Raw genomic sequence first — 26,252 nt, 5'->3', positions numbered from 1 at the left:
TTGTTTGCTTCATCTCCTTATCTAATTTCTCTTATCACGCTTTCAACTTTTATAACCGTTGGAATAAGCCTAACTTCTACCAGCGCATCGCTTATGGATTTTTCAACAATATCATGGGTGAATAAAACTATTTCCGCTTCTTCTCCTTTCGTATCCTTCTGTATAATCGACTGTAAACTCACGCCGTGATCACCAAATACCTTGGCAATTGACGCCATGACACCAGGTTTATCTTTTACTCTTATTCTTATATAATACCTGCTTACAATAGAATTCATATCGATCACAGGTATATAGTCATCGTACTCACTTACAACCCTGTTTACAGTTCCTGCTTTGATATTTCTTATGATATCTATAATATCAGCGACTACAGCACTGGCTGTAGGCATCTGCCCTGCCCCTCTACCGTATAACATTATTTCGCCTATGGCATTCCCTTTTATAAAAATACCATTAAACACATCATTTACTTGTGCCAATGGATGGTTTTTTTCTATAAAAGCTGGATGCACTCTGAGTTCTAATCCGTCCTTCCTTTGCCTACCTATAGCCAGAAGCTTTATAGCATATCCTAACTCTTCTGCGTATTTTATATCGGTTTTAGTTACTCTGGTAATACCTTCTGTATATATATCCATAACATTTACTTTAGTTCCAAAGGCTAATGTCGCTAAAATAGCTAATTTGTATCTCGCATCATAACCTTCTACATCAGAAGTAGGATCAGCCTCAGCATAACCCAGATTCTGCGCCTCTCGAAGCGCGTCTTCATATTCTTTACCTTCTTTTGCCATCTTTGTGAGTATATAATTTGTCGTTCCATTTATTATGCCCAGTATCTCCTCAATCTTATTGGCCGTCAAAGATTCCTTCATTGGCCTTATGATCGGTATGCCACCTGCAACACTTGCCTCATAATAAACATCAACTCCTTTCTTTCTAGCCAGGGTTAATATCTCCCACCCTTCTTTCGCCATCATTTCCTTATTTGCTGTTACCACATGTTTTTTGTTTTCAATGGCTTTTAATACAAAATCCAGCGCAGGGTTTATACCACCTATAACTTCTACTACTATATCTATTTCTGGATCTTGTAGCACATCATCGGGGTTTGTCGTAAGCAGGTTTTTATCTATTTCTACATCCCTATTTTTATGTAAATCCCTTACCAATACTTTTTTTACATTTATCTTATCACCTATTCTCTTTTTTATCAATTCACTGTTTTCATTAAAAATTCTTATAATACCAGAACCTACTGTTCCAAGACCCAAGATACCTATATTTATCATTTACATACCTCCTGAATGTTTATGATATAAGTACATATGTTTATAAAGTAAATACATAATATCACAAAAACACAATAAGCGCAATAACATAGCAAAAATTAATGATTGACTTTTTAGTAAACTATGCTTATATTATATAATGTGGAATTCCCGTAACCAGTAAAAGTGAATTTTATATGCTTTCATTTAAAATAATAAATGTTGAGGTGATTAAATGAATAAAAGCAATGTAGAAAGAACCTTCGCAATGATCAAACCAGATGGCGTCAGGCGAGGCCTTGTAGGCGAAATAATAAAAAGATATGAGCAGAAGGGGTTGCGCATCGTAGCCGCAAAACTGATAAAAGCAGACAGGAACACGGTAGAGGAACATTATAGCGATTTAAGGTCAAGATCGTTTTTTAACGAATTAGTAGAGTATATCTTATCGGGCCCCATAATGGTTATGATACTGGAAGGTGAAAATGCTATTAAATTGGTACGCATGATAAACGGTGCAACCCGGGTCGAGGAAGCCCTGCCTGGTACCATAAGAGGTGATTACGCCACATCTACTGCACAAAACATTGTTCATGGCTCAGATAATTATGAAAATGCTCAAAGAGAAATTAACCTCTGGTTCCCAGAGTTGAGAACCAATGAAACAAGAAAGTTATCTGTCTTGTAAAAATAAAATAAAACATCTACACCACAAAGGATGTAGATGTTTTTATATTAATTATTTAAAATATACCGGCTCACCAGTCTGTGCTGATTTGTAGATTGCCTCAAGTATCTGACTTACGACATATGCCTCTTCAGGCTTTACAAGAGGCTCTTTATCATTGACAACAGCGTCGATCCACTGCCTTGCTTCTACCTCGCCGGGATCTGAACTATTGCCCTCGAAGTAAGCTACTCCACCACTCTGTAATTCTGGTTTTGTGGTATAAAGCCTGCTGTATTTCTCTCCATTGATTCGGAGCCCATCCAGCATATCTGCACCTGCCTCTGTTCCGCAGAGAACAGTCATGGCTTCACCTATTTGCAGTGTATTCAACGCCCAGCTGGCCTCCAGGATGATTGTTGCGCCATTCTTCATCTTTATAAATCCAAAGGCTGAATCCTCCACAGTGAACTTCTCAGGATCCCATGGTCCCCATGCATTTGCAGCATTCTTTCTGCTGCCTAATTTATGATATGTAGTACCCACGACCATCTCAGGTTCATAATTGTTCATCATCCAAAGAGTCAAATCCAGAGCGTGGGTTCCGATGTCGATTAATGGGCCACCGCCCTGCTTCTCCTCATCCAAAAAACTGCCCCATGTCGGTACAGCGCGACGCCTTACAGCCAATGCTTTAGCAAAATATATTTCACCTAATTCACCATTATCACAAAGTTGTTTTAAGTACTGCGAATCAGGTCTAAAGCGGTTTTGATAACCTATCGTTAATTTCTTACCTGTACGCTTAGCAGCATCCACCATCTTTTTGGCTTCAGCAGCATTTATAGCCATGGGCTTCTCGCACATAACATGTTTTCCAGCTTCTAAAGCATCAACAGTTATAAATGAATGGGCATCGTTTGTGGTACATACGTGAACTACATCAATATCTTTAATCTTCAAAAGATCCCTGTAATCTGTAAACACTTCTGCGTCCGGTGTCCCGTATTTCCTTGCACCTTCCTCTGCTCTTTCCCTGATGAGGTCGCAAAAAGCAACCATTTCTACATTCTCGATCTTAGCAAGGTTAGGCATATGTTTTCCATTGGCAATGCCGCCAACACCTATAATACCCACCCTAACCTTCTTGTCTGAAGCCATTTTCAAAACCTCCCTTGTTAATATAGGATTGCGTAAACGTTAAACTAAAGTGTAATAAAATAACAATGAGAAATTCTTCTCACATATCCATCTCCTATCATACCACAACTCATTTTAGTTTGCAATATAAAAACTTATTTTTAAGACACCAAATCGTTTTGGGACCCTTTCTCTATTCAACGCCCATCGATTTGAGGTTCTTGAGGCTTATGCCAAGGCTCTCAAAAGGATCCCTCTGGCAGATATCCTGTTCTACGATAAACCACTCCACTCCTGCAATGTTACACGCTTCAATTATTTCAGGCCAGTTAAGGTTGCCTTCACCCACTTCCGCCATGAGCTGCTGTCCCTCTTTGCCTATAACCATATCTTTAAAATGTACAACAGGTGCCCTTCCTTTTAACTTTTTTATCCACGCAGCAGGATCTCCGCCACCATGCTGTACCCAGTAGGTATCTATCTCACTGAAAAACACTTCCGGATCGCTCTCATCATACAATATCTCAAGGCCTGTTCTACCCTGGAATTTCTGAAATTCAAAGCTGTGATTATGGTATACAAATACGAGGCCTGCATCTGCCAATTTTCTCGCTACCGCCGACGCTTCCCTTGCGAACCTTTTAAATCCATCTTCACCTTCATTTCTGTACTCCGCTGGCATACTGCCTACTCCTACGTATTTACAATTCCACAAGCGGTGCTCCTCTATTACCTCCTGCGTCTTATCCCTCAACCGTTCAAAAGAATTATGGGTAGCACATATATAAAGCCCTTCCCCGTCAACAATCTCTTTTAACTTCACAGGATCTATAGGCCCAAGAGCTGAAAGCTGGACCGCTTTATAGCCCAATTGACTCACCTTGTGCATAGTATCCTTTATGCCTTCAGGAGTCTTTGTGTACTCCCTCAGCGTATATAATTGTGCAGCTATCTTTGACATGTGAACATCCCCCTTTTTTATAATCTTGCCCAGGCTTCTAATAAAGTTCTCTTGGCATTTGCTATAACCACCTCAGGAGACTCGTTGGGAAGCGGTTTTACCTCAAAGCTGACAATAGGAGGCTTTTTATCATTCAAAAAACCTATGTCAAAAAGCACTTTGAGGAACTGTACCAATTGTGGTACGTCATTTTCTCCTCCTTTTATCCCAAATCTCGGATGAGCATCGCCATAGGCCACATGATTTTTATCCTTTACGACACAATTGCCTATATGGGCATGGGTTAAATGGTCTTTTACAGGTATAAGGGCCTGCTCTGGGGTTTCCTTTAGCAACGGCAAATGACTCAAATCAACCACAAGGCCAAAATTATCGTATTTCTTTTTTATCATCTCTGCAATTTTTACTGCATCAGGAGTTGGTCCAATAAGCGACTTTTTTTCTATATCCCTATCGAAGACCTCCAATTCTACCAGCATATCTCCCTTGGATTTAGCGTAGTCACAAATTTCTTCAATAGATTCACGAAGTAGGTCCATAGCCTTTTGTTTATTTTCTTCACCAGGATATTTCCCGCTTAAAAATGCGATTCCCTGGGCACCAAAATAATACGCTTCGTCAACTCCTTCTTTTATCGTCTCCACAGCTTTTTGTCTTATGTCCTCATCAAAAGAGTTAAGATCCAATCCTGTAGTAAGTAGCCGTGGTTGTGCACCGTATGCCACTGCCATATGAGCCGCTTCCAGACGATTTTTTACTTTATCCCTTACCGAATCATCTTTAACCCATGAAATCTCTACAGCATTAAAAAACTCATCTTCCATTATTTTTTGCAAGGTTTCAAAAATGGGACCCTCCCCTTTCATGGTATCTGGAAACGCCATAAAGTGAATTATGCCAACTTTCATATATTTATACATGCTCTCATTCATTTTTTTAATTCCTCCTTTATATCGCAATTATCTTACTCCCAAAAATAACTTATCACCGTTAATCAATTATATATTTGCCAGTTTATTGTAAATAGGTTCAAGCACTTCATAAAGTTCATTGTAGATACTATAAAGCTTAGAATAAAGCTTATAATTATCTTCATCAGGCAAATATTCCTTTACAATGTTGTTGAGCCTCTTAGAACAAGCTTTTGCATCGTCAAATACACCAACTCCAGTGCCGGCCAGGATCATCGCACCCAATGACGCTGCATCAGTCACCATAGGCACTCTTATAGGCCTACCGCAGACATCCGCTTTTATCTGATTCCAGAGAGCCCCTTTAGCACCTCCTCCCATGACCACAATTTCATCAATCGACAGCCCCATAGATTTTAATATGTCAAGGCATGCCCTTATCTCATAGGCAACCCCTTCCAAGATAGCTCTGCCTATATCCCTTTTTTGGGTATTAAGAGTGAGGCCTAATAAAACACCCCGTGCGTTAGAATTCCACCTCGTTGATTTTGCCCCCATAAAAAATGGCAGAAGCAACAACTTGTTAGCTCCAGGAGGGCTCATAGCCAGCTCTTTATCAATAATGGCATAATCCCTTTCACCAATATCACTAGCTACGAGACGTTCTATAGCGCAAAAGTTATCCCTGTACCACCTGTTGATGGTTCCAGATGTGGTCATGCCTTGTTCAATAAGCCAATGATCTCTTAAAACATGGCATGAGATTATAACCCTTTCATCGATCTCCTCTACAAACTTATCTGTTCCCATCGAAACATTGGTGGTTGTGCCAGTGGATTCCATTGCGCGATTGCCAAAAATTCCAGCGCCGAGAGCTTCACACTGTCTGTCTCCACCGCCTACCACTACTGGAATACCTGATTTTATTCCTAACAACGCTGCCGCTTCGTCCTTTACATAACCCGCTATCTCATCAGAATGCTTTATAGGAGGTAGTTGCTCTATATCCACCCCTATATAGTCAAATATGTCTTTAAACCAACTCCTGCTTTTTACATCCAACATCATGGTCCTGGATGCCAGCGAATAATCAGTGGCGTATTCCCCCGTAAGTTTGTAAGCTATATACTCTTTAGGTTGCAAAAATTTATATGCTCTTTTGATGATCTCAGGTCTGTTGCGTTTATACCACAGGAGTTTTGTAGCGGTAAACGTAGAGTCAGGAATCATACCGGTTATGCGATGTAAATTTTCTTTACCATAATATTCAGCCAGCTCTTCAGCCTGTTCCTTGGCGCGCCTATCCATCCACAATATAGCATCATCCAATTTTTCGCCGTTCTTATCAACGGGCACGACTGTTTCTCTCTGGGACGAAAGGCCTATTGCTACTATTTCCGGTTCCTCTTTCAGCGATGCAATGCACTTTTTAACCGTACTTATAACCGCACCCCACCATTCATCAGGGTTTTGTTGTGCCCATGTAGGCTTTTCCTGATATATGGGGTACTCCTGACTTTCTTCTGCCAATATTTTGCCATTGGTATCAAATACCATTGATTTGCAAGCCGTCGTGCCAATATCCAATGTCAAAATAGCTTTCAAAAATATCCCCCTTTCGCAAATCACCTTACAAGGATATCAGGCCTTAAAATCTTATGCCCATCATAATCCACCTCTATCAATGGATATTCTCCTGTCTGCGTGATGATTTCATTTTCTCCTTCATGGACCAGTATCGTGTCTTCTGACTTAGTTCCAATTATCGATGGATTCCACGCAAAAGCCTGATTTACACCTATGATTATATCCATATCAGGGCTTGCTTTATACTCCCTTGAACTGTAACCAGTAAGACCTCCCTGATGATGATATTTCCACTGGTCCTTATAGCCAGTAGATTCGTACACCTCCATAGCTTTTCTAAATACCTGCCCGATGGTATTACCTGGTCTCGTACTGGCAATAAAGCATGCATCAACTTTTACAACTGCTTCAAACCTTCTCTTTATATCATCAGGAACCTTGCCAAAACAAACCAATCTCGTAGCAGATACCCATAAACCATATTTCATGGCGTTCACTGCTACAAGCGCATATTTATCCAGTTTTTTCTCAGTAGGCAGCGGGTGGCGATATTTTTCTGCGCGCTGATCAGTACCCACAAGGTGTACAAAAGGCTCCAATCCATTATCAAGGCATTTCTTGCACAATATCGCACTGATCTCCCACTCGCTCATGCCAGGTAAAATTTGGCGGCACGTCTCTTCTACTGCTCGTCCTGCCAGTTTTCCTATTATCCTGTATTTCTCAATATCTTCATCGGAGAGAGTATATCTTAACGATGCTATCTGACTTTTTAACTGCACATCGGTCATAAACTTTTTATTCCCCAAGACACTATAAATGCACCTATCTCGTCCCCCGGGATCGTGCCAATCGTATTCTAATACCTCTATAACCTCAGGAAGCTCTTCATCTAACAAACGTTGTGCTTCAATGTTATTGGTTATTAAAAAAGTACGGTTTTTTGTAACAAGAATTTGAGCGATTGATGCCTCACTATTGCCATTTATATAAGCCCTACCACCTGTAAGCCATGAAAAGTTAACTTGCTGTGTAATAAGGAGGCCATCGATGCTGTATTCATTTATTAGCCTCCTTAACATATCAATCCTTGCAGAAAAAACAGACATAATGTCATACCACCTTTAACACATCACAACTTTAATCATTTCTTCAAGGCGATGAAGAACATCTTCATCAACGCTACCTGCCAGTATTAAACAGTCTATATCCGAAAAAGATGCAAAAGTGATCAATGCATTTTTCCCTATCTTGCTGCTATCTGCTACAATTATCTTTTCCCTAGCTGCTCTAATCATAGATTTTTTTACCTCTGCGCCGTAGATATCCGACGTGGTAAAACCTTTAGTGAGGGTTATGCCGGTAGTAGCAATAAATGCTATATCTACATTATAGCCTTCGATACTCTTTTGAGTCTCTGGCCCATATAAAGCCATTACTTCGCCCGATAACTTACCCCCCGTGATAAATACGTTTATAGCATTTTTATCTTTAAGCTCATAAGCTATGTTTATATCATTTGTAATTACCGTCATCCTTTTGTTTTCGAGCTTTTTCGCTATCTGAAAAGTGGTCGTCCCTGCATCCAGAAGAATAATACTTCCTTCTTTTATGAGCTGGACAGCTTTTTCCCCTATAAGCCTTTTCTCCTCCAGATTTTCCGCCGCTCTTATAGAAAGAGGTGGAACTGTGGCGCTCTCTACCAAAACAGCGCCACCATAATTCCGCTCCAGTATACCCTCATTTTCTAATGCCTCTAAATCTCTCCTTATAGTTTCCTCCGACACATTGAAAAGACGGCTGAGTTCATTTACTTTTACATATTTTTTCTCTGTTATAATCCTCTTTATTTCTCTTTTTCTGCTCGCTGCTATCATCAAACCCCTACTTTCCCAATTTGGTTAAAACTTCTTTATTTACTAAAGTCCTTGGCACCTTGCCTTCATAAGCATCTAAAACATTGCTGGCTGCAAGAATGCCCATATCATTTCTAGATTTTGTCGTCGCACTGCCTATATGAGGTAACAATACTACATTATCCATTTCGTATAATTCAGGCTCTGCTGCCGGCTCATTTTCGTATACATCTAATCCTGCAGCAAATATTTTACCTTCTTTAAGCGCCCTTACCAAAGCCTTTTCGTCCACAATAGGCCCTCTTGCCGTATTTATCAAAATAGCAGTCTTTTTCATCATATCAAATTCCCTATCACTTATAAGATGCCGTGTGGAAGGAAGTAAAGGACAATGCAGTGAAATAAAATCCGATTCCCTTAGCAATGTTTCTTTGTCGACATATTCGCCCCCTGTCTGCTCTTCAAATCTGGGATTAGGCTTCTCATCAGTATATAAAATTCTCATATTAAAACCTTTAGCCATCCTGGCAAATGCAGTACCTATTCTACCTGCTCCTATTATTCCAAGAGTTTTACCTGTTATATCCTGCCCCAGGAAAAGCATCGGTCCCCAGCTTTTATACTTACCCGCTCTAAAATATTTATCCGCCTCTACAATCCTCCTCGCAGCAGCAAATAACAATGCCCATGCCAGTTCAGCAGTAGCATTTGTCAATACATCAGGTGTATTCGAGATCATTATGCCCCGCTCTGTTGCTGCATTGAGATCTATGTTATCGTAACCAACAGCATAATTAGCAACTATCTTTACACCTTTAGCGGCATCTAAAAATTCAGCATCAACTTTATCGACCAGCTGGGTTATTATTGCATCCCTGCCTTTTATATTTCTTAATAATTCCTCACGGGTAAGAGGTCTATCCTCCGGATTCACTTCTACATTAAAATGTTCCCTCAGAAATTCCATTGCAGCAGGTGGCAACATCCTGGTAACATATACATTCCATTTTTCCATGCAAAAATCCTCCTTTGCAATTTTTATATTTTATCCAATATATCTTTAAGGGCTTTATATGCAACGTCAAAAAGCTCAGGTCCACCGCCCGGCAAGCTGTTGTTTAAATGTGGCTCTATAGACAAAAAGCCTTCGAATCCACTTTTATGGAGAACCTTAAGCAACTCTTCGACGCGCCCATCACCCTTTCCTGCAGGTGTTACAATACCTCCATCAAACTTTGCATCTTTTACGTGCACGTATTTTATGTAATCTTTCAACAATTCGTACGCATCAGGATAAGGCACTACTCCACACTGAATGAAATTTGCAGGGTCAAATGTCGCCCATAGATATGGACTGTTCACACCTTTTAAGATCTTTAAGCACCTCTCAGCAGTATCTCCGTATATATCCTTCTCATTTTCATGGAGAAGGACGATGTTTTCCGCCCCAGCCAGATCTGCCATTTTGCCTATTCTCTCTATAACCACGCTTTCATACTCATCGGCTTTCCCTTTAGGCGGATAAAAAGAAAACATCCTTATATACGGTGTATCCAGTATATGAGCTACTTCTAAACACCACTTAAATGTATCCAGATATTCATTAAAATCTACTGATATATCTACCTTTCCAATAGGAGAACCTACTGCCGATACCTTAAAGCCCCTATCATCAAGCTTCTTTTTTATATCCCTGAGCTCATCTCTGGTATAACTTAAAACTGGTTTGTCAGCAGACCTGAATTCTATATATTTTATGTTATGGGCATCCAGTACATCCATCTGCGTATTTAAATCCTTGCTGATCTCGTCAGCAAATGCAGACAATACAAATCCTGGCATAAACTCTCTCCCCCCTTTTAGCACATCATTTTAGTGGAAGTTTAACAGGTTCATGTCTTCTTGCCGATTCATATATAGCTAAGATAATTTCAAGGGGTTTTCTACCCTCTTCACCTGTAACCATTGGATCTCTATCATTTTGTATTGCATCGATCATATCCTGAATTTCTTTTTTATGAGAATTATGCCATATATCCGCCGAACTGGTACCTACGATTAACTTTTCATTCTCAACAGCCGTTTCAGGCTTTTCTTCACCGCTCTTGAGCTTCCACTCCTTGATCCTGTCATTCTCTACAATCACACTGCCCTCGGAGCCATATATATCAAGTCGCGTGCAAAAGCCCGGATACGCTGCTGTATTTCCTTCGATGACACCTATTGCTCCATTTTTAAATTTAACTGCTGCTATAGCTTCGTCTTCAACCTCTATTCTCACATGAGCCCGAGTAGCACAATAGGCATAAACCTCTTCAACAGGTCCCATAATGTACTGCAAAAGATCCACATAGTGAATCGATTGATTCATTAAAGCTCCTCCACCGTCCAATTCCCATGTACCTCTCCAGTCACCGCTGTCATAATATTCTTGACTTCTGTACCACTTGGTATGAGACCCACCGAAATTTAACTGCCCAAGTTTACCTTCTTCCACAGCTTTTTTAAGGATCACAATATCATCGTCAAAACGGTGCTGGGATATGGAACATAACTTAACACCAGCCTCGCGGCACGCCTTTATAAGCGCATCTGCTTTTTCCAGCGTCACATCTATAGGTTTTTCCACTATAACATGTTTTCCCGCTTTAGCGGCATCAATGCCAACCATCGCGTGTAACCCGCTGGGTGTTGTCACATTAACCACATCGATGTCATCCCTTTTTAAAAGTTCATGATAATCTGTATAATAGTCGCAGTTATATTGTTCAGCCAGATTCTTAGCCCTCTCTTCGATTATATCAGCTACAGCTATTAATTGTGCGTCAGGCAACTCGCTTATACATCTGGCATGGGTTTTTGATATAACTCCACAACCGACAATAGCAAAGCCTAATTTTTTCTTCACTTTTTAATCCCCCTCAATTAAAATAAAATATTGTTGTTTTATGCCCGGTTAATATATATATTCAACACAAATCAAAAAAATCCTGCATTTTTTATTAAAAATATAAAGAGCTCAAATGTTGTGTACATATGAGCCCTCAAAATCACTTTTCTTTTATTTTTTTGAACAATTCATCCTCATTTAATCTATACGATATAGTAAACAAACTATCGCTCAGGTGAACGCTCTCGACGATTACATCATCAGGAACGTTTACGTCTACCGCGGAAAAATTCCAGAATGCTTTTACGCCCTTAGCAACTAATCTATCTACTATTTCCTGAGCTCTCTCTTTAGGAATTGTCAAAATAGCTATATCTATGGGGTTCTTGCTCACAAAATCTTCTAATAAATCTACATCAAGTATTTCTACATCTCGGATCTTCAATCCAATGAGCTTTGGGTTGACATCAAATAGCGCTTTAAGCTTAAAACCCCAGCTCTGAAAGCCAGTATAATTGGCTATAGCCTGTCCTAAATTTCCGGCACCGACTATTATAGAATTATACGTTTTCTCAAGGCCCAAAATCTTCGTTATAGCATCGTACAAATCTTTAACATTATAACCGTATCCCTGTTGTCCAAAACCTCCAAAACTATTGAGATCCTGCCTTATTTGCGATGCGGTAACCCCCATCTTTTTGCTCAATTCTTGTGAAGATATCCTTGTAACACCGCTGTTCAAAAGCTCTCCCAGATATCTATGGTATCGCGGCAATCGCCGTATTATCGCCATTGAAATCTTTGTCTCTTTTGCCATATCGTCACCTCTTAATTGGATTTCTTCATCATTATATATTTTCCAGATAAATAAGTCAATATTGACTATTTACGAATCATGATTCTCACAGACAACGTATTGACAATTTATAATAATGCGCGATATAATAACATCAAGTTAAAAATATGATTTATCCTTCGGGGCAGGGTGAAATTCCCGACCGGCGGTATGCAATACGGTTGTATTGCGAGCCCGCGAGCCACCATAGGTGGTAGATCTGGTGAGAGGCCAGAGCCGACAGTAAAGTCTGGATGGAAGAAGGAACGAAGTTACAAGCGCTAAAGAACGACAGTGCCCTGAAGTATTTTTACTTCAGGGCTTTTCTAATATAAAGCTATTAAGTATATGTTTTATTTAATGCCCCGAAGAGATTATATTCGAGGGCATTTTTGTTTGTTCTTATTACAGATATAACAGGAGGTGGGATACGTTGCACAAACCTGAACAGTTTATGGAACAGGCATTAAATCTTGCTATAAAAGGCTGGGGCATGACAAATCCCAATCCACTGGTTGGTGCTGTTATAGTAAAAGATGACAAGGTCATCGGCGAAGGTTATCATCAAAAAATCGGAGGTCCCCACGCCGAAATAAATGCCATAAAAGACGCTTATCAAAAAGGCTATAATATCACAGGCAGTACATTATATGTAAACCTGGAACCCTGCAGCCATTATGGAAGGACACCGCCCTGCAGTGAAGCTATAATCAAATCAGGTATTAAAGAGGTTTATATAGGCATGAAAGACCCCAATCCAAAAGTATCCGGTCGTGGCATCAAAATGCTACAGGATGCCGGAATAAAAGTGCATGTAGGAATTCTCGAAAAAGAAGCCATCAAATTAAACGAAATTTTTATAAAGTACATTACGTCAAAGATACCTTTTGTAATAATGAAAGCCGCTATGAGCATAGACGGCAAAATCGCTACCTGTACAGGTGACTCAAAATGGATTACCTCAGAAGCATCCAGAGAATACGCTCGAAGGATAAGGGGCAGAGTAGCGTCAATAATGGTAGGAGTAAATACAGTTATAAAAGACAATCCGCACCTCAATACAAGGATAGAAGGGTTAAAAGACCCTATAAAAATAATAATCGATAGCCGGGGTAGAACGCCGCTGGATTCCAATATTTTTAAATCTGGAGCTAAGACTATTATATTTACAACAGATTTAATAGATAAAGAAAAATTAAGTGAGCTAACAAAATACGCTGACGTCATTATATTAGAATCCGAATTACCTCCAGAAAGCAAAACACCTCCTACTGTACCCCTTAAAAAAGTCATGGAAAATCTGGGCCAATTAGAAATTGACAGCGTCCTCATAGAAGGCGGTGGCACCCTGAACTGGTCAGCGCTAAAAGAGGGTATTGTGGATAAAGTGATGTTTTTTATCTCTCCAATGATAATAGGCGGTGTAGACGCAAAAACGCCGGTAGAAGGGGTCGGATTTAAAAACATAGGTGAATGTATCAGACTAAAAAATACCAGTGTAACTACAATAGACACAGACATACTGTTGGAAGGTTATCCCGAATAAATCTTATATACTTTGAAGGTTAGCAATAACATCATATATAGGGGTGATATTTTGTTCACAGGTATAATCGAAGAAATAGGTATAGTCAAAGAAATATCAGCAGGAAAAAATACAAAGATTTCAATCATATGTAGCAAGGTTTTAGATTCGACTAATATAGGTGACAGCATAGCTGTAAATGGCGTATGTTTAACCGTAACCGAAAAAATGAATGATGGTTTTACGGCTGACATAATGCCCGAAACATATAATACGACCACATTGTCGATTATAAAGAAAGGCGATCGGGTTAACCTGGAAAGAGCTCTTTCTCTAGCAGGCAGGTTGGGTGGACATATTGTCACAGGCCATGTCGACGGCATCGGTACTATCGTAAATAAGGTAAACAAAGCAAATGCCGTTATCTTCAAAATCACTTTAGAAAATCAACTGTTGAAGTACATCGCGCACAAAGGTTCTGTAGCTGTTGATGGTATAAGTTTAACCGTAGTAGAAGCTGGCACATCTTATTTCACGGTTTCTACAATCCCGCATACCTTAAAGGAAACCACCCTTTCCTTCAAGAAAATAGGCGATAAAGTAAATGTAGAAACAGATATACTGGCAAAGTACTTAGAAAGGCTTACAGGTTTTAAAGATACTTATGAAATCCTTAAAGATCATGGATATTTATCAGATTTCACAAGGGAGTGATTTATATGTTTATCTCTATAGAAGAAGCTATAGAAAAAATAAAAGATGGGCAGATGCTCATTGTAGTTGACGATGAAAACAGAGAAAACGAAGGAGATCTTTTGATGGCAGCTGAAAAAGTGACGGCAGAACACATTAATTTTATGGCTAAATACGGCCGTGGATTGATTTGCGTCCCTATGACTGCCCATAGGTTAAAAGAATTAGGCATCCCACCAATGGTAAGCTTGAATACCGATGCAAAGGAAACCGCCTTTACTGTTTCTGTGGACTACAAAGACACAACTACAGGTATCTCAGCCTACGAAAGGGCATTAACAATACAAAAATTGATTGACGACAGTTCAAAGCCCGACGATTTTGCAAGGCCCGGCCACGTATTCCCTCTTATGGCAAAGGAAGGCGGTGTCCTTGTAAGGGCTGGCCATACCGAAGCAGCAGTGGATCTGGCCCGCATGGCTGGATTAAAACCAGCAGGGGTTATATGCGAGATAATGAAAGACGATGGGAAAATGGCTCGATTACCTGATCTGATAGAATTTGCCACAAGGCATCACCTATCTATAATATCCATTGAAGATCTTATAAGATACAGACGCAAAACAGAAAATTTAGTAAAAAGGGTAGCTGAAGCCCAATTGCCTACCCGATACGGCGACTTTAAAATAATCGGTTATGAAGAAGCAATCAATGGCAAACAGCATATAGCTCTTGTAAAAGAACCTATAGGTCCTGAACCCACCCTTGTAAGGGTACACTCCGAATGCCTTACAGGAGACGTACTGGGGTCATTGAGGTGCGACTGTGGAGATCAGCTGCACAGATCCATGGAAATTATAGGACAAAACGGTGGGGTACTCCTGTATCTAAGGCAGGAAGGCAGAGGTATCGGCTTGCTCAACAAAATAAAAGCATATCACCTGCAGGATAAAGGCTGTGACACTGTAGAAGCCAATATCCGCCTGGGATTTCCTGAAGACCTGAGAGAATATGGAATAGGGGCTCAAATTCTAAAAGATCTGGGATTAAAAAAATTAAAACTTCTCACTAACAACCCAAAAAAATTATCCGGCCTCGCAGGATATGGCCTGGAAATCGTAGAAAGAGTCCCCATAGAGATTTGCCCCAACAAGCACAACGAGTATTACCTCAAAACCAAAAAGCTTAAAATGGGACATATGTTAAATTATAACTTTAAAGGAGGAGTATAAAATATGAGCAATGTGTATGAAGGAAAACTGGTAGGTAGTGGTAAAAAATTCGGCATAGTTGTAAGCAGGTTTAACGAGTTTATCACCAGTAAGTTGTTATCAGGTGCAATAGATGCATTGATAAGGCATGGGGTAAATGAATCCGACATCGAAATAGCCTGGACCCCTGGATCTTTTGAAATACCATTAATAGCAAAAAAGATGGCCGAAAGCAAAAAATATAACGCCGTTATATGCCTGGGCGCTGTCATAAGAGGAGAGACACCACATTTTGACTACGTGGCTGCAGAGGTTTCAAAGGGAATAGCAAAAATATCCCTCGATACAGGCATACCGGTAATTTTCGGTGTGTTAACCACAGATACTGTAGAGCAAGCTATTTCCAGGGCTGGTACAAAATCTGGCAACAAAGGGTTTGATGCTGCCGTAACGGCTGTAGAAATGGCTAACCTGTGTGAGTCGCTGGTAAATGGTTTTTAGTTATGTTAAAATAGCACTGGGAGGTTTTTTATGATGCTAGCTCTCAGTGCTAAAAATATTACAAAGTCCTATGGAATAAATACAGTATTAAAAGATATAAGTTTTAACGTTAATTCTGATGATAAAATAGGCGTAATCGGAGTAAATGGGGCTGGAAAATCTACGCTATTTAAAATACTGGCAGGTTTACTTTCTCCCGACAGCGGTGAGGTTAAAATATACAATCCGGATACAAAAATCGGCTATCTGGATCAAAATGGGGTCTTCGACTCGCCAAATACAATTTACCGTGAGCTTTTAAGCGTATTCGATGATCTAATACAGCTGGAAAAGGACATTCGCCAGAAAGAATATGAAATCTCTTCATGTAAAGACGACAATAGATTACAACAGTTGTTAGACGAGTACGCCACAATGAGAGATAAATTTGAAAAAGCTGGCGGATTCGAATACGAAAGCAGGATAAAGGGAGTTCTAACCGGTTTGGGCTTTGGGAAAGAAAGCTATGAAATGCCCATAAGCATCTTAAGCGGCGGAGAGAAAACTAGAATAGCTCTGGGCAAGCTATTATTAAAAAAGCCTGATATATTGCTGCTGGATGAGCCTACAAACCACCTTGATCTTAATTCCTGCGAATGGCTGGAAGATTTCTTAAAAGATTACAAAGGCTGTGTTATGATCATATCCCATGATAGGTATTTTTTAGATAAGATTACCAACCGGACCTTTTGTTTAAAAAATGGTTCTTTAATGGAATATAACGGAAATTATTCATTTTATATACAGCAAAGTATATTGCAAAAAGAAATAGCCGAAAAAAGATATAAACAGCAGCAGCGTGAAATTGCCAGAATAAAAGAAATAATAGCTGTTCAAAAGTCCCGTGGTACCGAAAAAAGCGTAAAAATGGCCGAAAGCAAGCAAAAAATGCTTGACAGGATGGAACTGGTTGAAAAACCTGAAGGTGAAGACCCTCAGCCTTACTTTTTCTTTGATATTGATAAGGAATCGTCAAATGACGTATTAAAGGTCAAAAAGCTGTCTAAATCCTTTGACCGCCAGCTATTTAAAGAAATCTCCTTTGACATTCAAAAACAGGAACGCGTAGTCATAATCGGGCCCAATGGTTCAGGTAAATCCACCATATTTAAGATATTAAATGGCATAATTTCCGCTGATAGCGGAACGATACAATACGGTAATAATGTCAGTATTGCATATTATGACCAGGAGATGGCCAATCTCAATCCAGACAAAACCGTTATAGATGAACTATGGGACGAATACCCTCGTATGACCCAGACAGAGGTTAGAAGTGTGTTGGGGTGTTTTCTATTTAGAAATGACGATGTCTTTAAGAAGATCAGGGATTTGAGTGGCGGAGAAAAAGCCCGTCTTTATATGGCCAAATTGATTCTTAAAAATGCCAACTTTCTCCTATTGGACGAGCCTACCAACCATCTCGACATAGTTTCAAAAGAAGCTCTAGAGGATGCGCTTAAGAATTACCGTGGTACTATATTGGCTATATCTCATGACAGATATTTTGTCAACAAAATAGCCACAAGGATCCTTGAATTAACTCCTGAAGGGATCGTAAATTATCTCGGCAACTACGATTATTATATTGAGAAGAAAAAGAAAAACACTTCTAATCAAGAAGTCGTAATGCCAGCAAAAACCAAAACTCAAGAAAAAAATGAGAGAAAAAAAGAAAGAGAAAAACGACAATTAATAGCCCAGCAAAAACGTCAAATAGCTGAGCTTGAACAGAGCATAGTAGACGTAGAGGAAAAAATCGCAGAATATGAACGGCTGCTCTGCGATCCCCAGATATATAAAAACGAAATAAAAATATCTGAAATAACCAGAGAATATAACTCCCTTAAAAAAAAGCTGGACGAGCTCTACGAACAATGGGCATTTTTTGCACAGTAATAACCTAATAACCTCTATCAAAATCCACCTGGTTGAGCATTGGCCGCCCCTGTATATATCTTTCAATATTCTCCACCAAAATGGAGATAGCCCTCTCATCATAACTGGGTGATAATCCGGATATATGTGGTGTTATGATGACATTTTCCATGTCCCATAAAGGGCTTTCCTGAGGCAATGGCTCTTCTTCAAACACATCCAGAGCCGCTCCTTTTAGCTTATTACTTCGTAGCGCATTGATCAATGCATTCTCATCTACTACCTTGCCTCTGCCTATATTTATAAAATAGGCGCCATCTTTCATCGCATTAAACTGCGCAGCACCTATGAGGTGGTAAGTGCTATCTGTCAGCGGAAGCGTATTTACTACAAAATCACAAAGTGGCAGCATATCATCAAGCTGGCCTTCTGAATACATCACATCCACATACTCATCAGGCCTTCCTGACTTCCTATAACCCAATACCCTCATACCCATTGCCTTACCCAGCTCAGCTGTTCTTCGGCCAATATCGCCGACACCTAATACGCCCAAGGTCTTCTTGTAAAGTTCATCGGTAGATACTTTCCCCCATAATTTTCTTGCTTGCTGATCTCTCAATAAATGCAGACCTTTCGTCAATTCCAGCATAACGCCCAAAATATACTCCGAAATCTGAATACTATGAACGCCACTGGAATTGGTAAGGATTATACCTTTATCCTTCATATAGGCTAAATCATAATTGTCTACACCTGCACTCCACACATGTACCCATTTCAGAGCGTTTCCCGCTTTTATTAAATCATTTTCCACTTCCCCTGCTATAATTTCAACGTCTTTGACTAATTTTAACGCCGATTTTAAATTATTTTCTACAATAACATCATATCCAGCAGCAGCTTCTTTTATTTTTTTCATTAATCCTTCAGATATATTTCTTTTCTTAAAAAACAATATCTTTTTCATAATAGACACCTCTTTTTGAATTCATTAAATTTTGAAAACAATCCACAATATCCACAAGTTATCCACAGCATAAATCCTTTTTTTGCACTTATCAAGATATTTATCCACAATATCCACTATAAAAGTATTCACAGATTCAAATTAGCAACAGCATTTAAATGAAGGTCAGAAACATAACCTCGCTTATACCTAAAATAAGCAGCCGATGCAATCATAGCTGCATTGTCCGTACAATAAACAGGCTTAGGTCTATATACTTTAAAGCCATATTCAGCAGCCATCTCCTCTACTCTTTTCCTCAAACCGCTATTAGATGCAACACCGCCTGCAATGGCTATCACATTTACCCCCACATCCTTGGCAGCTTCAAAAAGTTTATATGAAAGTACATCTACCACAGCTTTTTGAAAACTGGCAGCCACATCCGCCAGAGAAACATCTGGATGTTTTTTTAAATAATTTATTACAGCTGTCTTAATGCCGCTGAAGCTAAAGTCATAGTTGCCCTTTTGCATAAATGCCATAGGAAACTCTATATTGGCAGAACCCATCTTCGCCAGGTTATCAACAGCAGGACCACCCGGATAACCAAGTCCTAATACCCTTGATACCTTATCAAAAGCTTCGCCCGCGGCATCATCAGTGGTCTTGCCCATTACCTGAAATTCCGTATAATCCTTAACATGAACTATATGGCTGTGGCCTCCCGAAGCCACAAGGCATACGTAGGGCGGTTCCAGCTCTGGATTATCTAGATAATTAGCTGCTATATGGCCTTCTATATGGTTCACACCCACAAAAGGTATACCTTTAGCATAAGAAATGGCTTTGGCTTCCGACAGGCCCACAAGCAAAGAACCGATAAGGCCGGGTCCATAAGTCACTCCTATGAGGTCAATATCGTCAAAATCCATATTTGCATCTGACAATGCTTTTAATATAACGCTATCTATCACTTCTATGTGTTTCCTTGATGCTATCTCCGGCACAACCCCACCAAATTCTCTATGAATATCTATCTGAGACGATATTACGTTGGATATAACGTTTCTACCATTAATTACTACTGCTGATGCTGTTTCATCACAGGACGATTCTATTCCCAGTACAACTACATCTTTGTTACTCATATATTTCACCTCTGGTTATATTTCATTTGTTTTTACCATATGTTTACATTATATTATATGTGATTTTGCTTTTACAGTCAAATCATAAATGTGATATTATAAAAATAAAATTTTATTGAAACTTTTTATCCACAATTACGTCTAATTGGTATAAAATTTATGTAAAGGGGGATTTTATATGAAAAAGCAACTGGCTTTGCTTGTAGTATTCATCATGTTTTTTGTCGCCATGTTGCCTGTGCAGGGATTTGCTCAGTATGACAAGGCACTGGAAAACGCCATAGCAAAGGTCAAAACAGTAATTAACACTGACGGCTATGATAAGCTTAACTCCAGTATTTCTGTTTATGACGGCAAAACCACATACAACCTTAACTGGAGTGATAGCAAAGGCAAACTGGGAAACATCTCTGTAACCATTGATTCTAACAATAATATTTTAAGTTATTACAAATACAACCCTTCTGACTATCTCTCCCAGCGTAAACTGCCCAAAATAAGCAAAGACGATGCACTGGCTAACGCCAAAAAATTCATAACTAAAGTAGCACCAGATATCGCAGCAAATATATCATACCAGGAATATAAAAATGATACGTCTGTAATGGCCTTTGATTATCAATTCTTTTTCGTAAGAACAGTAAATGGTATTCCTTTTCCGTCCAACAATGTAACTATTACTGTGAACAAGAACACTGGTGAAATAGAGAATTATCAATGCAACTGGAATTTTGACTTAACTTTCCCTGATAAAAATGGTATCATGAGCCTTGAAGACGCCAAAAAAGTTTACAAAGAAAAGATAGGTCTTCAATTGACGTACAGATACACTTATATTGGCGACAAAGCAGATGTATATCTTGTCTATACCACTCCAGACTATAAAGCTATCGATGCCAAATCCGGTGAAATCATTCAGATAGGCTACTACTACACGCCTGTTGACGAAGCAGCCATGAAATATAATAAGAGTATGGGTACAGGTGGTTCCCCGGACCTTACCCCTGTGGAAAAGGATGCTGTAAAAAAATTTGCCAATATTATATCAGAACAGAAAGCCGAAGAAGTGGCAAGGGCTAATAAATTCCTCAAACTCGACAGCAACTATAAACTAAATGGTATATCTCTGTACACCGTCTGGCCAGACCAAAACAAATACACGTGGAATTTAAGTTTTTCTAAGACAGTTGATGGACAAAATTATTATACAAATGTTGGAATGGATGCTCAAACCGGCGAAATCAAAAGCTTTTATAGGTCGGTACCTTATAACGAAAAGTCACAACCCAAATACGGAAAAGACGAGTCTCTGCAAATAGCAAAAGATTTCTTAAAAGACATTCAACCAGAAAAATTCAATCAGGTAGAATACACGGAAACCGAACCACAGTTTAAACCTCTAACAACCGATCAAATGCCGAGGCAATATAGCTTTAAATTTGTGCGAAAAGTAAACAACGCATACTTCAACGATAATGGTTTTAATGTCGTTGTAGACGCTGTCAATGGAGAAATAACATCTTATGATTTTAACTGGTATGAGGGACAGTTGCCATCCACTGATAAGGTCATGTCCCCGGATAAAGCATACGAGATATTTCTTGATAAGATAGGATTGCAGTTGCAGTATATTACCACATCTCCGGTTTACGAATACATTCCAGACATGTCGACTCAGAAACCTGAAGTAAAATTAGTCTACACTAGAACGCCAGGTAAAATAGTAAATATCGATCCCATTACTGGAGACCTTCTGGGATACGATGGCAAGCCCATTAAAGTTCAGGACAAAGCCAGCTACACCGATATAAAAGGCAACTACGCTGAAAATGCCATAAAAATTCTAGCAGAATACGACATATCATTACCCGGCAGCAAATTTTTGCCCGACCAGCCCATAAAGCAAAAGGAGTTCTTATACCTTTTGAGTAGATCCATGAATTATTACATGGATTACGACTTAAACGATCCAAAATCTGTTGAAAGCATGTACAATTATTTAGCACCTAGCGGTATTATCCGAGAAGAAGAGATTTCACCTGACTCTACAATACAAAGACAGGATGCTGTAAAATACATTATCAGAGCCCTCAAATACGATAAAGTAGCAGATATAAAAGGGATATATACAATTCCGTTTAAAGACGCCGATAAAGTAAACTCAGAACTTAAAGGATACGTAGCTATCGCCTATGGTTTAAACATCGTAAAAGGCTCCAACGGCTATTTCAAGCCAAATGACGAACTGACAAGGGCCCAGGCTATTATGATCATTTATAACTATCTAAACGTGGAGTGAAATTTAAAGGAGGAGCAATATGTTGCTCCTCCTTTTACATGTACTTCCACATTATAATTGCATCTTCATTATTATCTGAATAATAGCCCTTCCGCCTTCCAAAAGGGGTAAAACCGTATTTTTCGTAAAGGTGTATTGCTACTCGATTAGAAGCCCTTACCTCTAATGTCATAGCCATGAGTTTTCTTCTTTTAGCTTCCTCTATTAGCCCTTCGATAATTTTTTTGCCTATCCCCTGGCCCCTGTAATCCCTATGCACTGCTATATTAGTAATATGAGCCTCATCTACTACCAACCACATTCCTCCGTACCCAACTACCTTCTCATCAAGTATCGCTACAATATAATAGGCACACTTATTTCTGGTTATCTCCATCTCAAAAGATTCTCTAGACCAGGGTACAGTAAATGCCTCCTTTTCAATTTCCATAACCGCATCCAGGTGTTTTTCCGTCATCTTCTCAATTCTGATATTACTTTCATTCCCTGACCTACATTCCATCTTTATTCTCCTTAACCCTCTCCGCATAGGATTTCTTTAAATATATAGGAACAACACTTAGACTACTTGAGGACGTTCCTTCCTTCGCCCTTTTAGCAGCTAAATGCGCTATAGAACTAGCTCTTGGCATTATGGCATTAACTGGTGCAAGCAATGCCTTTTCCGCCAACGTTTCTATTAATATATCTTTATATAAAAATACGCCATCACCAGAAAAAATGATACTCTCGCGATATTCTTTGAGCTCAGATAACAGTTCATCAATGTCAATTGCCCTATAATCGGTAAGCCTCTTTAAAGCATTTTTTTCGAACCTGTACAAGGCGTTATTTACCTGATGCTCTCTGGCATCAAGGATAGGACATATTATGCTATCCACAAAAGGGGTATTTTGTGCCAATCCGTCTAATGTGGATATGCCGATAAGAGGTTTTTTTAGAGATATAGCCATGCCTTTTGCTGTTGCAACTCCTATCCTTACCCCTGTAAAAGAGCCAGGGCCAATGGAAACCCCTATGACGTCAATATCTTCAGGCTTCAAAGATGCCATATCAAATATTTTGGATATAATAGGCATTAATACTTTGGAGTGTGTCTTAATATTGCTAACAGAACACTCTGCTATTACTTTATCTTCTTCTGTCAATGCTACAGAAGCCAGCGCCGTAGCCGTATCAATTGCTAAGACCTTCATCTATGCAATCCATCCCTTCTATTATACGCAGCAATTTATCATCGGGCCCCATAAGCTCTATGATTCTTTCATCATCTTTTAAATATCTTATATCGATCCATATAGCCTCTTCAGGAATCATGTTTTCAATTAAATCAGCCCATTCTATAACGCACACTCCATCGCCATACAGATATTCATCAAAACCTATTTCCATCATCTCATCAGGGCTTAAAATCCTGTACACATCAAAATGATAAAGAGGGAACTGGCCACTGTACTCATTTACAATAGTAAAAGTTGGGCTTGTCACGTCCTCTTTTATACCTAAACCTCTGGCTATTCCTTTTACCATCGACGTCTTGCCAGCACCCAGTTCTCCCGTAAGGCAAACCACATCGCCTTTCCCCAAGGCCTTACCTAACTTATAACCAAATGTATATGTATCTTCGTATTTCTTGCTTATATAGTGTAATTTCAATCCAAAACACCTCAAAAATAATTTTATCCCAATTCACAAATAAATACAAGAAAAAAGCGGCATACAGCCGCTTTATCTTTAAATAGCATCATCTCCTGTTTCACCTGTTCTGATCCTTATAGCCTGTTCCACAGGATATATGAATATCTTCCCATCTCCTACGCTGCCGGTCCTTGAAATCCTGGATATGATCTGGACGACGTCGTCCACTTTGGCATCCTTTACAACTATCTCCAGCTTTACCTTTGGAAGTAGATTTATAACCAGCTGTGTTCCCCTGTATACTTCCGTAAACCCTTTTTGGAGACCACATCCAGCTACATTGGATACCGTCATACCCCTAATTCCGTACTCCCTCAAAGCCTCTTTTATATCATTTAGTTTACTCGGGCGTATTATCGCTTCAATCTTCTTCAGAGCTTATCCCTGGTTCAAAATAGTCAATGACCTCCCCTTCTTAACCAGGGTTCCCTCCTTTCGATAAAAATTACCCTCTCGGGTACATGAATGACAGGAAGGCCAGCTGTCCTTTTTAAATACATATATTCTACATAGAGGAAAAAAATCCTGCAAATTTTAATCGTGGAGGATAGGAGATACCTTTTTATATAACACTAATGTAATAAACGAAACAACAGTTCCCTTTAAAATATTAAATGGCAATATACTTAAAACTACCAGTGACTTTAAATCAACAATATGTTTATTTACCTTTGTTCCCATGCCTATAATCGCTTTCAGTGGGAATCCTAACGCCTTCTGATACAGCGGCAGCAGCACATAGTAATTCATCAGGCTTCCAACTATAGCCATGGTCACTGTGGCTAAGACCATACCTGTGAGAGCACCCGCCAAGGTCCTTTTATATCTGTACATATAACCTGCTACCAGCATAAACGAGCTTCCAATCACAAAATCAGCAAATTCCCCAATACCCAGAGTCGCGCCTTTTAATATTAAGTGCAGTATATCTTTCATCAGCAGAATTATCACACCCGTCCACGGTCCCATAGCATAAGTCCCTATAAGCACGGGTACATTGCTTATATCTATTTTTAGAAACTCCGGGAAAAATGGCAGCGCAATTTCTAAATACATAAGTAAAAATGCTATAACCGATAATACCGATACCCTCGTTAAAAAAAGTGTCTTTTTCCTGACCATTGTCACATCACCCATAATAACACCTCCAAGAATTAAAGCCCTGGATATCTCCAGGGCTTTGTTTTTCACTATCGCATATCGCTTATGCAAAATCTTCCTTCTCCCATCCAGACTTTACTGTCGGCTCTGGCCTCTCACCAGATCTACCACCTATGGTGGCTCGCGGGCTCGCAATACAACCGTATTGCATACCGCCGGTCGGGAATTTCACCCTGCCCTGAAGGACAACTTGCGAGTTGTATTAACTTTCTAATAAATAATACCACACCATCTAGTTAGTGTCAAGAACCAAAAGAAACCGTTCGTGATTATTTTGTGATGGAAGAAAAGAGGGCCTCAGAAAGGAAATATCCTCATATTATTCATCGTCACGAGCTAGGAGCTGGTTTATAGGCCCCTTATCTATATTTTCAGGTGCCATGAACTCTTGAATATTAGCAATTTTCGCTTTAACTTTAATACTCTCGTTTTCTGCATCATCTCTTAAATATCTTGCCAGCAATGCCGCACAAACACCCACATCATCTATATTGCTATTTTCTTCTAGCTGCACAAATAAATTATCGTTTTGCAGCAATCCTTGAGATTTTGCTTCCTCTAAGCATCGATTATAAAATTTTACCAGCGTCGCCCCTGCATGACGATACATGCCTGTCATAGACATTTCTCCGGCAAGATTTCTTATCTCTTTAAGTAACTCCACTAACTTTCTTTTTTCCATAATATTACCTCCTCGTATAATATGATTTGTAATCAACCAAAAAGGTCGACCTTTAACAAGATTAATAAAGATCTTTGATATTTAAATATTGTTTCTTTAAATTTCACCATGATTAAATCTATCAAGTGCCACTTGATACTTATGCATACATCGCATAGCTACTACCCATGTTTGGGAAGATGGGTTGTCAAGCCCGAACGCAGTGAGTTCATTTTAGGCTTGACTACTCATCGACCAAACATATAATCCTCTCTGCGATGTATGCTCGATTGCTGCATTTTGTATTGTAGTACACGTATTCCCTCTTTCTTCTTCAGGTTGTCTCTGTTAAACTATCTCTAGGA

At 39.4% G+C, this 26,252-nt stretch carries 26 protein-coding genes and 2 riboswitches; of the genes, 7 read left to right on the top strand and 19 right to left on the bottom strand.

Annotated features, from left to right (window positions below):
* Positions 1-17 precede the first annotated feature (17 nt).
* Entirely contained in the window at positions 18-1,292 is a 1,275-nt protein-coding gene (locus tag BUB87_RS03565) for a homoserine dehydrogenase (protein ID WP_200792757.1), read from the bottom strand.
* Between the two features lie 217 nt (positions 1,293-1,509).
* Between BUB87_RS03565 and ndk the strand changes: the two genes are divergently transcribed.
* A complete protein-coding gene (ndk, locus tag BUB87_RS03560) occupies positions 1,510-1,962 on the top strand; it encodes a nucleoside-diphosphate kinase (protein WP_073341840.1) in 453 nt (150 codons plus the stop codon).
* Positions 1,963-2,013: 51 nt separating this feature from the next.
* Here ndk and BUB87_RS03555 read toward each other — a convergent pair whose 3' ends face one another.
* The 10 genes from BUB87_RS03555 to BUB87_RS03510 all read right to left on the bottom strand — a co-directional run bounded on the left by BUB87_RS03555 (position 2,014) and on the right by BUB87_RS03510 (position 12,103).
* The gene (locus BUB87_RS03555) at positions 2,014-3,102 is read right to left on the bottom strand and encodes a Gfo/Idh/MocA family protein (RefSeq protein WP_073341838.1); all 1,089 of its coding nucleotides are present in this window, start codon (positions 3,100-3,102) and stop codon (positions 2,014-2,016) included.
* Positions 3,103-3,274: 172 nt separating this feature from the next.
* Entirely contained in the window at positions 3,275-4,042 is a 768-nt protein-coding gene (locus BUB87_RS03550; protein ID WP_073341836.1) for a sugar phosphate isomerase/epimerase family protein, read from the bottom strand.
* 17 nt (positions 4,043-4,059) lie between these two features.
* Positions 4,060-4,974 carry a sugar phosphate isomerase/epimerase family protein gene (locus BUB87_RS03545; protein WP_073341835.1) on the bottom strand — a complete coding sequence of 305 codons (915 nt, stop codon included), beginning with the start codon at positions 4,972-4,974 and terminating at the stop codon, positions 4,060-4,062.
* A gap of 66 nt (positions 4,975-5,040) precedes the next feature.
* On the bottom strand, positions 5,041-6,558 hold the full coding sequence (xylB, locus tag BUB87_RS03540) for a xylulokinase (protein ID WP_073341833.1): 1,518 nt from the start codon (positions 6,556-6,558) through the stop codon (positions 5,041-5,043).
* 20 nt (positions 6,559-6,578) lie between these two features.
* Positions 6,579-7,649, bottom strand: a complete 1,071-nt coding sequence (locus tag BUB87_RS03535; protein WP_073341832.1) for a M24 family metallopeptidase — start codon at positions 7,647-7,649, stop codon at positions 6,579-6,581.
* Positions 7,650-7,664: 15 nt separating this feature from the next.
* Entirely contained in the window at positions 7,665-8,417 is a 753-nt protein-coding gene (locus BUB87_RS03530) for a DeoR/GlpR family DNA-binding transcription regulator (RefSeq protein WP_073341830.1), read from the bottom strand.
* A gap of 7 nt (positions 8,418-8,424) precedes the next feature.
* On the bottom strand, positions 8,425-9,411 hold the full coding sequence (locus BUB87_RS03525; RefSeq protein ID WP_073341828.1) for a 2-hydroxyacid dehydrogenase: 987 nt from the start codon (positions 9,409-9,411) through the stop codon (positions 8,425-8,427).
* 23 nt (positions 9,412-9,434) lie between these two features.
* Positions 9,435-10,238, bottom strand: coding sequence for a sugar phosphate isomerase/epimerase family protein (locus BUB87_RS03520; protein WP_073341826.1), 804 nt, complete (start codon positions 10,236-10,238; stop codon positions 9,435-9,437).
* Between the two features lie 25 nt (positions 10,239-10,263).
* Positions 10,264-11,304, bottom strand: coding sequence for a Gfo/Idh/MocA family protein (locus tag BUB87_RS03515; RefSeq protein ID WP_073341825.1), 1,041 nt, complete (start codon positions 11,302-11,304; stop codon positions 10,264-10,266).
* A 142-nt stretch (positions 11,305-11,446) separates the two neighbouring features.
* On the bottom strand, positions 11,447-12,103 hold the full coding sequence (locus BUB87_RS03510; RefSeq protein WP_073341823.1) for a redox-sensing transcriptional repressor Rex: 657 nt from the start codon (positions 12,101-12,103) through the stop codon (positions 11,447-11,449).
* 150 nt (positions 12,104-12,253) lie between these two features.
* Positions 12,254-12,391, top strand: a riboswitch (FMN riboswitch).
* 163 nt (positions 12,392-12,554) lie between these two features.
* On the opposite strand from BUB87_RS03510, the gene ribD reads away from it, so the two are divergent.
* The 5 genes from ribD to abc-f are packed head-to-tail and all read left to right on the top strand — an operon-like array spanning position 12,555 to position 17,989.
* Positions 12,555-13,667 (top strand): bifunctional diaminohydroxyphosphoribosylaminopyrimidine deaminase/5-amino-6-(5-phosphoribosylamino)uracil reductase RibD, encoded by a 1,113-nt coding sequence (gene ribD, locus BUB87_RS03505; protein ID WP_234945941.1) that lies wholly within the window; start codon positions 12,555-12,557, stop codon positions 13,665-13,667.
* A gap of 51 nt (positions 13,668-13,718) precedes the next feature.
* Complete coding sequence (locus BUB87_RS03500; RefSeq protein ID WP_073341822.1) at positions 13,719-14,360, top strand: riboflavin synthase; 642 nt, start codon at positions 13,719-13,721, stop codon at positions 14,358-14,360.
* Positions 14,361-14,365: 5 nt separating this feature from the next.
* Positions 14,366-15,571: a bifunctional 3,4-dihydroxy-2-butanone-4-phosphate synthase/GTP cyclohydrolase II gene (locus BUB87_RS03495; RefSeq protein WP_073341820.1), complete on the top strand. Its 1,206-nt coding sequence runs from the start codon at positions 14,366-14,368 to the stop codon at positions 15,569-15,571.
* Positions 15,572-15,574: 3 nt separating this feature from the next.
* Complete coding sequence (ribH, locus tag BUB87_RS03490; protein WP_073341819.1) at positions 15,575-16,051, top strand: 6,7-dimethyl-8-ribityllumazine synthase; 477 nt, start codon at positions 15,575-15,577, stop codon at positions 16,049-16,051.
* 30 nt (positions 16,052-16,081) lie between these two features.
* Entirely contained in the window at positions 16,082-17,989 is a 1,908-nt protein-coding gene (gene abc-f / locus BUB87_RS03485) for a ribosomal protection-like ABC-F family protein (RefSeq protein ID WP_456059092.1), read from the top strand.
* Between the two features lie 4 nt (positions 17,990-17,993).
* Here abc-f and BUB87_RS03480 read toward each other — a convergent pair whose 3' ends face one another.
* Both BUB87_RS03480 and tsaD read right to left on the bottom strand, forming a co-directional pair.
* The gene (locus BUB87_RS03480) at positions 17,994-18,938 is read right to left on the bottom strand and encodes a D-2-hydroxyacid dehydrogenase (protein WP_073341817.1); all 945 of its coding nucleotides are present in this window, start codon (positions 18,936-18,938) and stop codon (positions 17,994-17,996) included.
* Positions 18,939-19,066: 128 nt separating this feature from the next.
* A complete protein-coding gene (gene tsaD / locus BUB87_RS03475) occupies positions 19,067-20,068 on the bottom strand; it encodes a tRNA (adenosine(37)-N6)-threonylcarbamoyltransferase complex transferase subunit TsaD (RefSeq protein ID WP_073341816.1) in 1,002 nt (333 codons plus the stop codon).
* A gap of 178 nt (positions 20,069-20,246) precedes the next feature.
* Here tsaD and BUB87_RS03470 point away from each other — a divergent pair, with 178 nt between their 5' ends.
* On the top strand, positions 20,247-22,367 hold the full coding sequence (locus BUB87_RS03470; protein WP_073341814.1) for an S-layer homology domain-containing protein: 2,121 nt from the start codon (positions 20,247-20,249) through the stop codon (positions 22,365-22,367).
* Between the two features lie 34 nt (positions 22,368-22,401).
* On the opposite strand, the gene rimI is transcribed toward BUB87_RS03470, so the two are convergent.
* The 6 genes from rimI to BUB87_RS03440 form a co-directional block, all read right to left on the bottom strand.
* The gene (gene rimI, locus BUB87_RS03465; RefSeq protein ID WP_084110854.1) at positions 22,402-22,824 is read right to left on the bottom strand and encodes a ribosomal protein S18-alanine N-acetyltransferase; all 423 of its coding nucleotides are present in this window, start codon (positions 22,822-22,824) and stop codon (positions 22,402-22,404) included.
* A gap of 34 nt (positions 22,825-22,858) precedes the next feature.
* Positions 22,859-23,563, bottom strand: coding sequence for a tRNA (adenosine(37)-N6)-threonylcarbamoyltransferase complex dimerization subunit type 1 TsaB (tsaB, locus tag BUB87_RS03460; RefSeq protein WP_073341811.1), 705 nt, complete (start codon positions 23,561-23,563; stop codon positions 22,859-22,861).
* Positions 23,544-24,023: a tRNA (adenosine(37)-N6)-threonylcarbamoyltransferase complex ATPase subunit type 1 TsaE gene (tsaE, locus tag BUB87_RS03455; protein WP_200792753.1), complete on the bottom strand. Its 480-nt coding sequence runs from the start codon at positions 24,021-24,023 to the stop codon at positions 23,544-23,546. Before tsaE ends, tsaB begins: the two co-directional genes overlap by 20 nt.
* Positions 24,024-24,101: 78 nt before the next feature.
* Positions 24,102-24,440 (bottom strand): P-II family nitrogen regulator, encoded by a 339-nt coding sequence (locus BUB87_RS03450; protein ID WP_073341810.1) that lies wholly within the window; start codon positions 24,438-24,440, stop codon positions 24,102-24,104.
* A gap of 159 nt (positions 24,441-24,599) precedes the next feature.
* Positions 24,600-25,277, bottom strand: coding sequence for an ECF transporter S component (locus BUB87_RS03445; protein WP_234945940.1), 678 nt, complete (start codon positions 25,275-25,277; stop codon positions 24,600-24,602).
* A 1-nt stretch (position 25,278) separates the two neighbouring features.
* A riboswitch (FMN riboswitch) is annotated at positions 25,279-25,416 on the bottom strand.
* A gap of 129 nt (positions 25,417-25,545) precedes the next feature.
* Entirely contained in the window at positions 25,546-25,908 is a 363-nt protein-coding gene (locus BUB87_RS03440; protein ID WP_073341808.1) for a hypothetical protein, read from the bottom strand.
* Positions 25,909-26,252 lie beyond the last annotated feature (344 nt).

It is taken from the genome of Caldanaerobius fijiensis DSM 17918 (assembly GCF_900129075.1).
In the GTDB taxonomy this organism is placed as follows: domain Bacteria; phylum Bacillota; class Thermoanaerobacteria; order Thermoanaerobacterales; family Caldanaerobiaceae; genus Caldanaerobius; species Caldanaerobius fijiensis.
Note: the sequence above shows the minus strand (reverse complement) of the source record. Positions and strands in the feature narration are given on the sequence as shown.

Bases quoted from the DNA above. Each gene is read 5' to 3' on its own strand.
- BUB87_RS03440 (WP_073341808.1), bottom strand. From the start codon at position 25,908: ATGGAAAAAAGAAAGTTAGTGGAGTTACTTAAAGAGATAAGAAATCTT.
- tsaB (WP_073341811.1), bottom strand. From the start codon at position 23,563: ATGAAGGTCTTAGCAATTGATACGGCTACGGCGCTGGCTTCTGTAGCA.
- abc-f (WP_456059092.1), top strand. From the start codon at position 16,082: ATGATGCTAGCTCTCAGTGCTAAAAATATTACAAAGTCCTATGGAATA.
- BUB87_RS03510 (WP_073341823.1), bottom strand. From the start codon at position 12,103: ATGGCAAAAGAGACAAAGATTTCAATGGCGATAATACGGCGATTGCCG.
- BUB87_RS03550 (WP_073341836.1), bottom strand. From the start codon at position 4,042: ATGTCAAAGATAGCTGCACAATTATATACGCTGAGGGAGTACACAAAG.
- BUB87_RS03530 (WP_073341830.1), bottom strand. From the start codon at position 8,417: ATGATAGCAGCGAGCAGAAAAAGAGAAATAAAGAGGATTATAACAGAG.
- BUB87_RS03535 (WP_073341832.1), bottom strand. From the start codon at position 7,649: ATGTCTGTTTTTTCTGCAAGGATTGATATGTTAAGGAGGCTAATAAAT.
- BUB87_RS03480 (WP_073341817.1), bottom strand. From the start codon at position 18,938: ATGAAAAAGATATTGTTTTTTAAGAAAAGAAATATATCTGAAGGATTA.
- BUB87_RS03555 (WP_073341838.1), bottom strand. From the start codon at position 3,102: ATGGCTTCAGACAAGAAGGTTAGGGTGGGTATTATAGGTGTTGGCGGC.
- ribH (WP_073341819.1), top strand. From the start codon at position 15,575: ATGAGCAATGTGTATGAAGGAAAACTGGTAGGTAGTGGTAAAAAATTC.
- BUB87_RS03520 (WP_073341826.1), bottom strand. From the start codon at position 10,238: ATGCCAGGATTTGTATTGTCTGCATTTGCTGACGAGATCAGCAAGGAT.
- BUB87_RS03545 (WP_073341835.1), bottom strand. From the start codon at position 4,974: ATGAATGAGAGCATGTATAAATATATGAAAGTTGGCATAATTCACTTT.
- BUB87_RS03495 (WP_073341820.1), top strand. From the start codon at position 14,366: ATGTTTATCTCTATAGAAGAAGCTATAGAAAAAATAAAAGATGGGCAG.
- rimI (WP_084110854.1), bottom strand. From the start codon at position 22,824: ATGACGGAAAAACACCTGGATGCGGTTATGGAAATTGAAAAGGAGGCA.
- tsaD (WP_073341816.1), bottom strand. From the start codon at position 20,068: ATGAGTAACAAAGATGTAGTTGTACTGGGAATAGAATCGTCCTGTGAT.
- BUB87_RS03525 (WP_073341828.1), bottom strand. From the start codon at position 9,411: ATGGAAAAATGGAATGTATATGTTACCAGGATGTTGCCACCTGCTGCA.
- ndk (WP_073341840.1), top strand. From the start codon at position 1,510: ATGAATAAAAGCAATGTAGAAAGAACCTTCGCAATGATCAAACCAGAT.
- BUB87_RS03470 (WP_073341814.1), top strand. From the start codon at position 20,247: ATGAAAAAGCAACTGGCTTTGCTTGTAGTATTCATCATGTTTTTTGTC.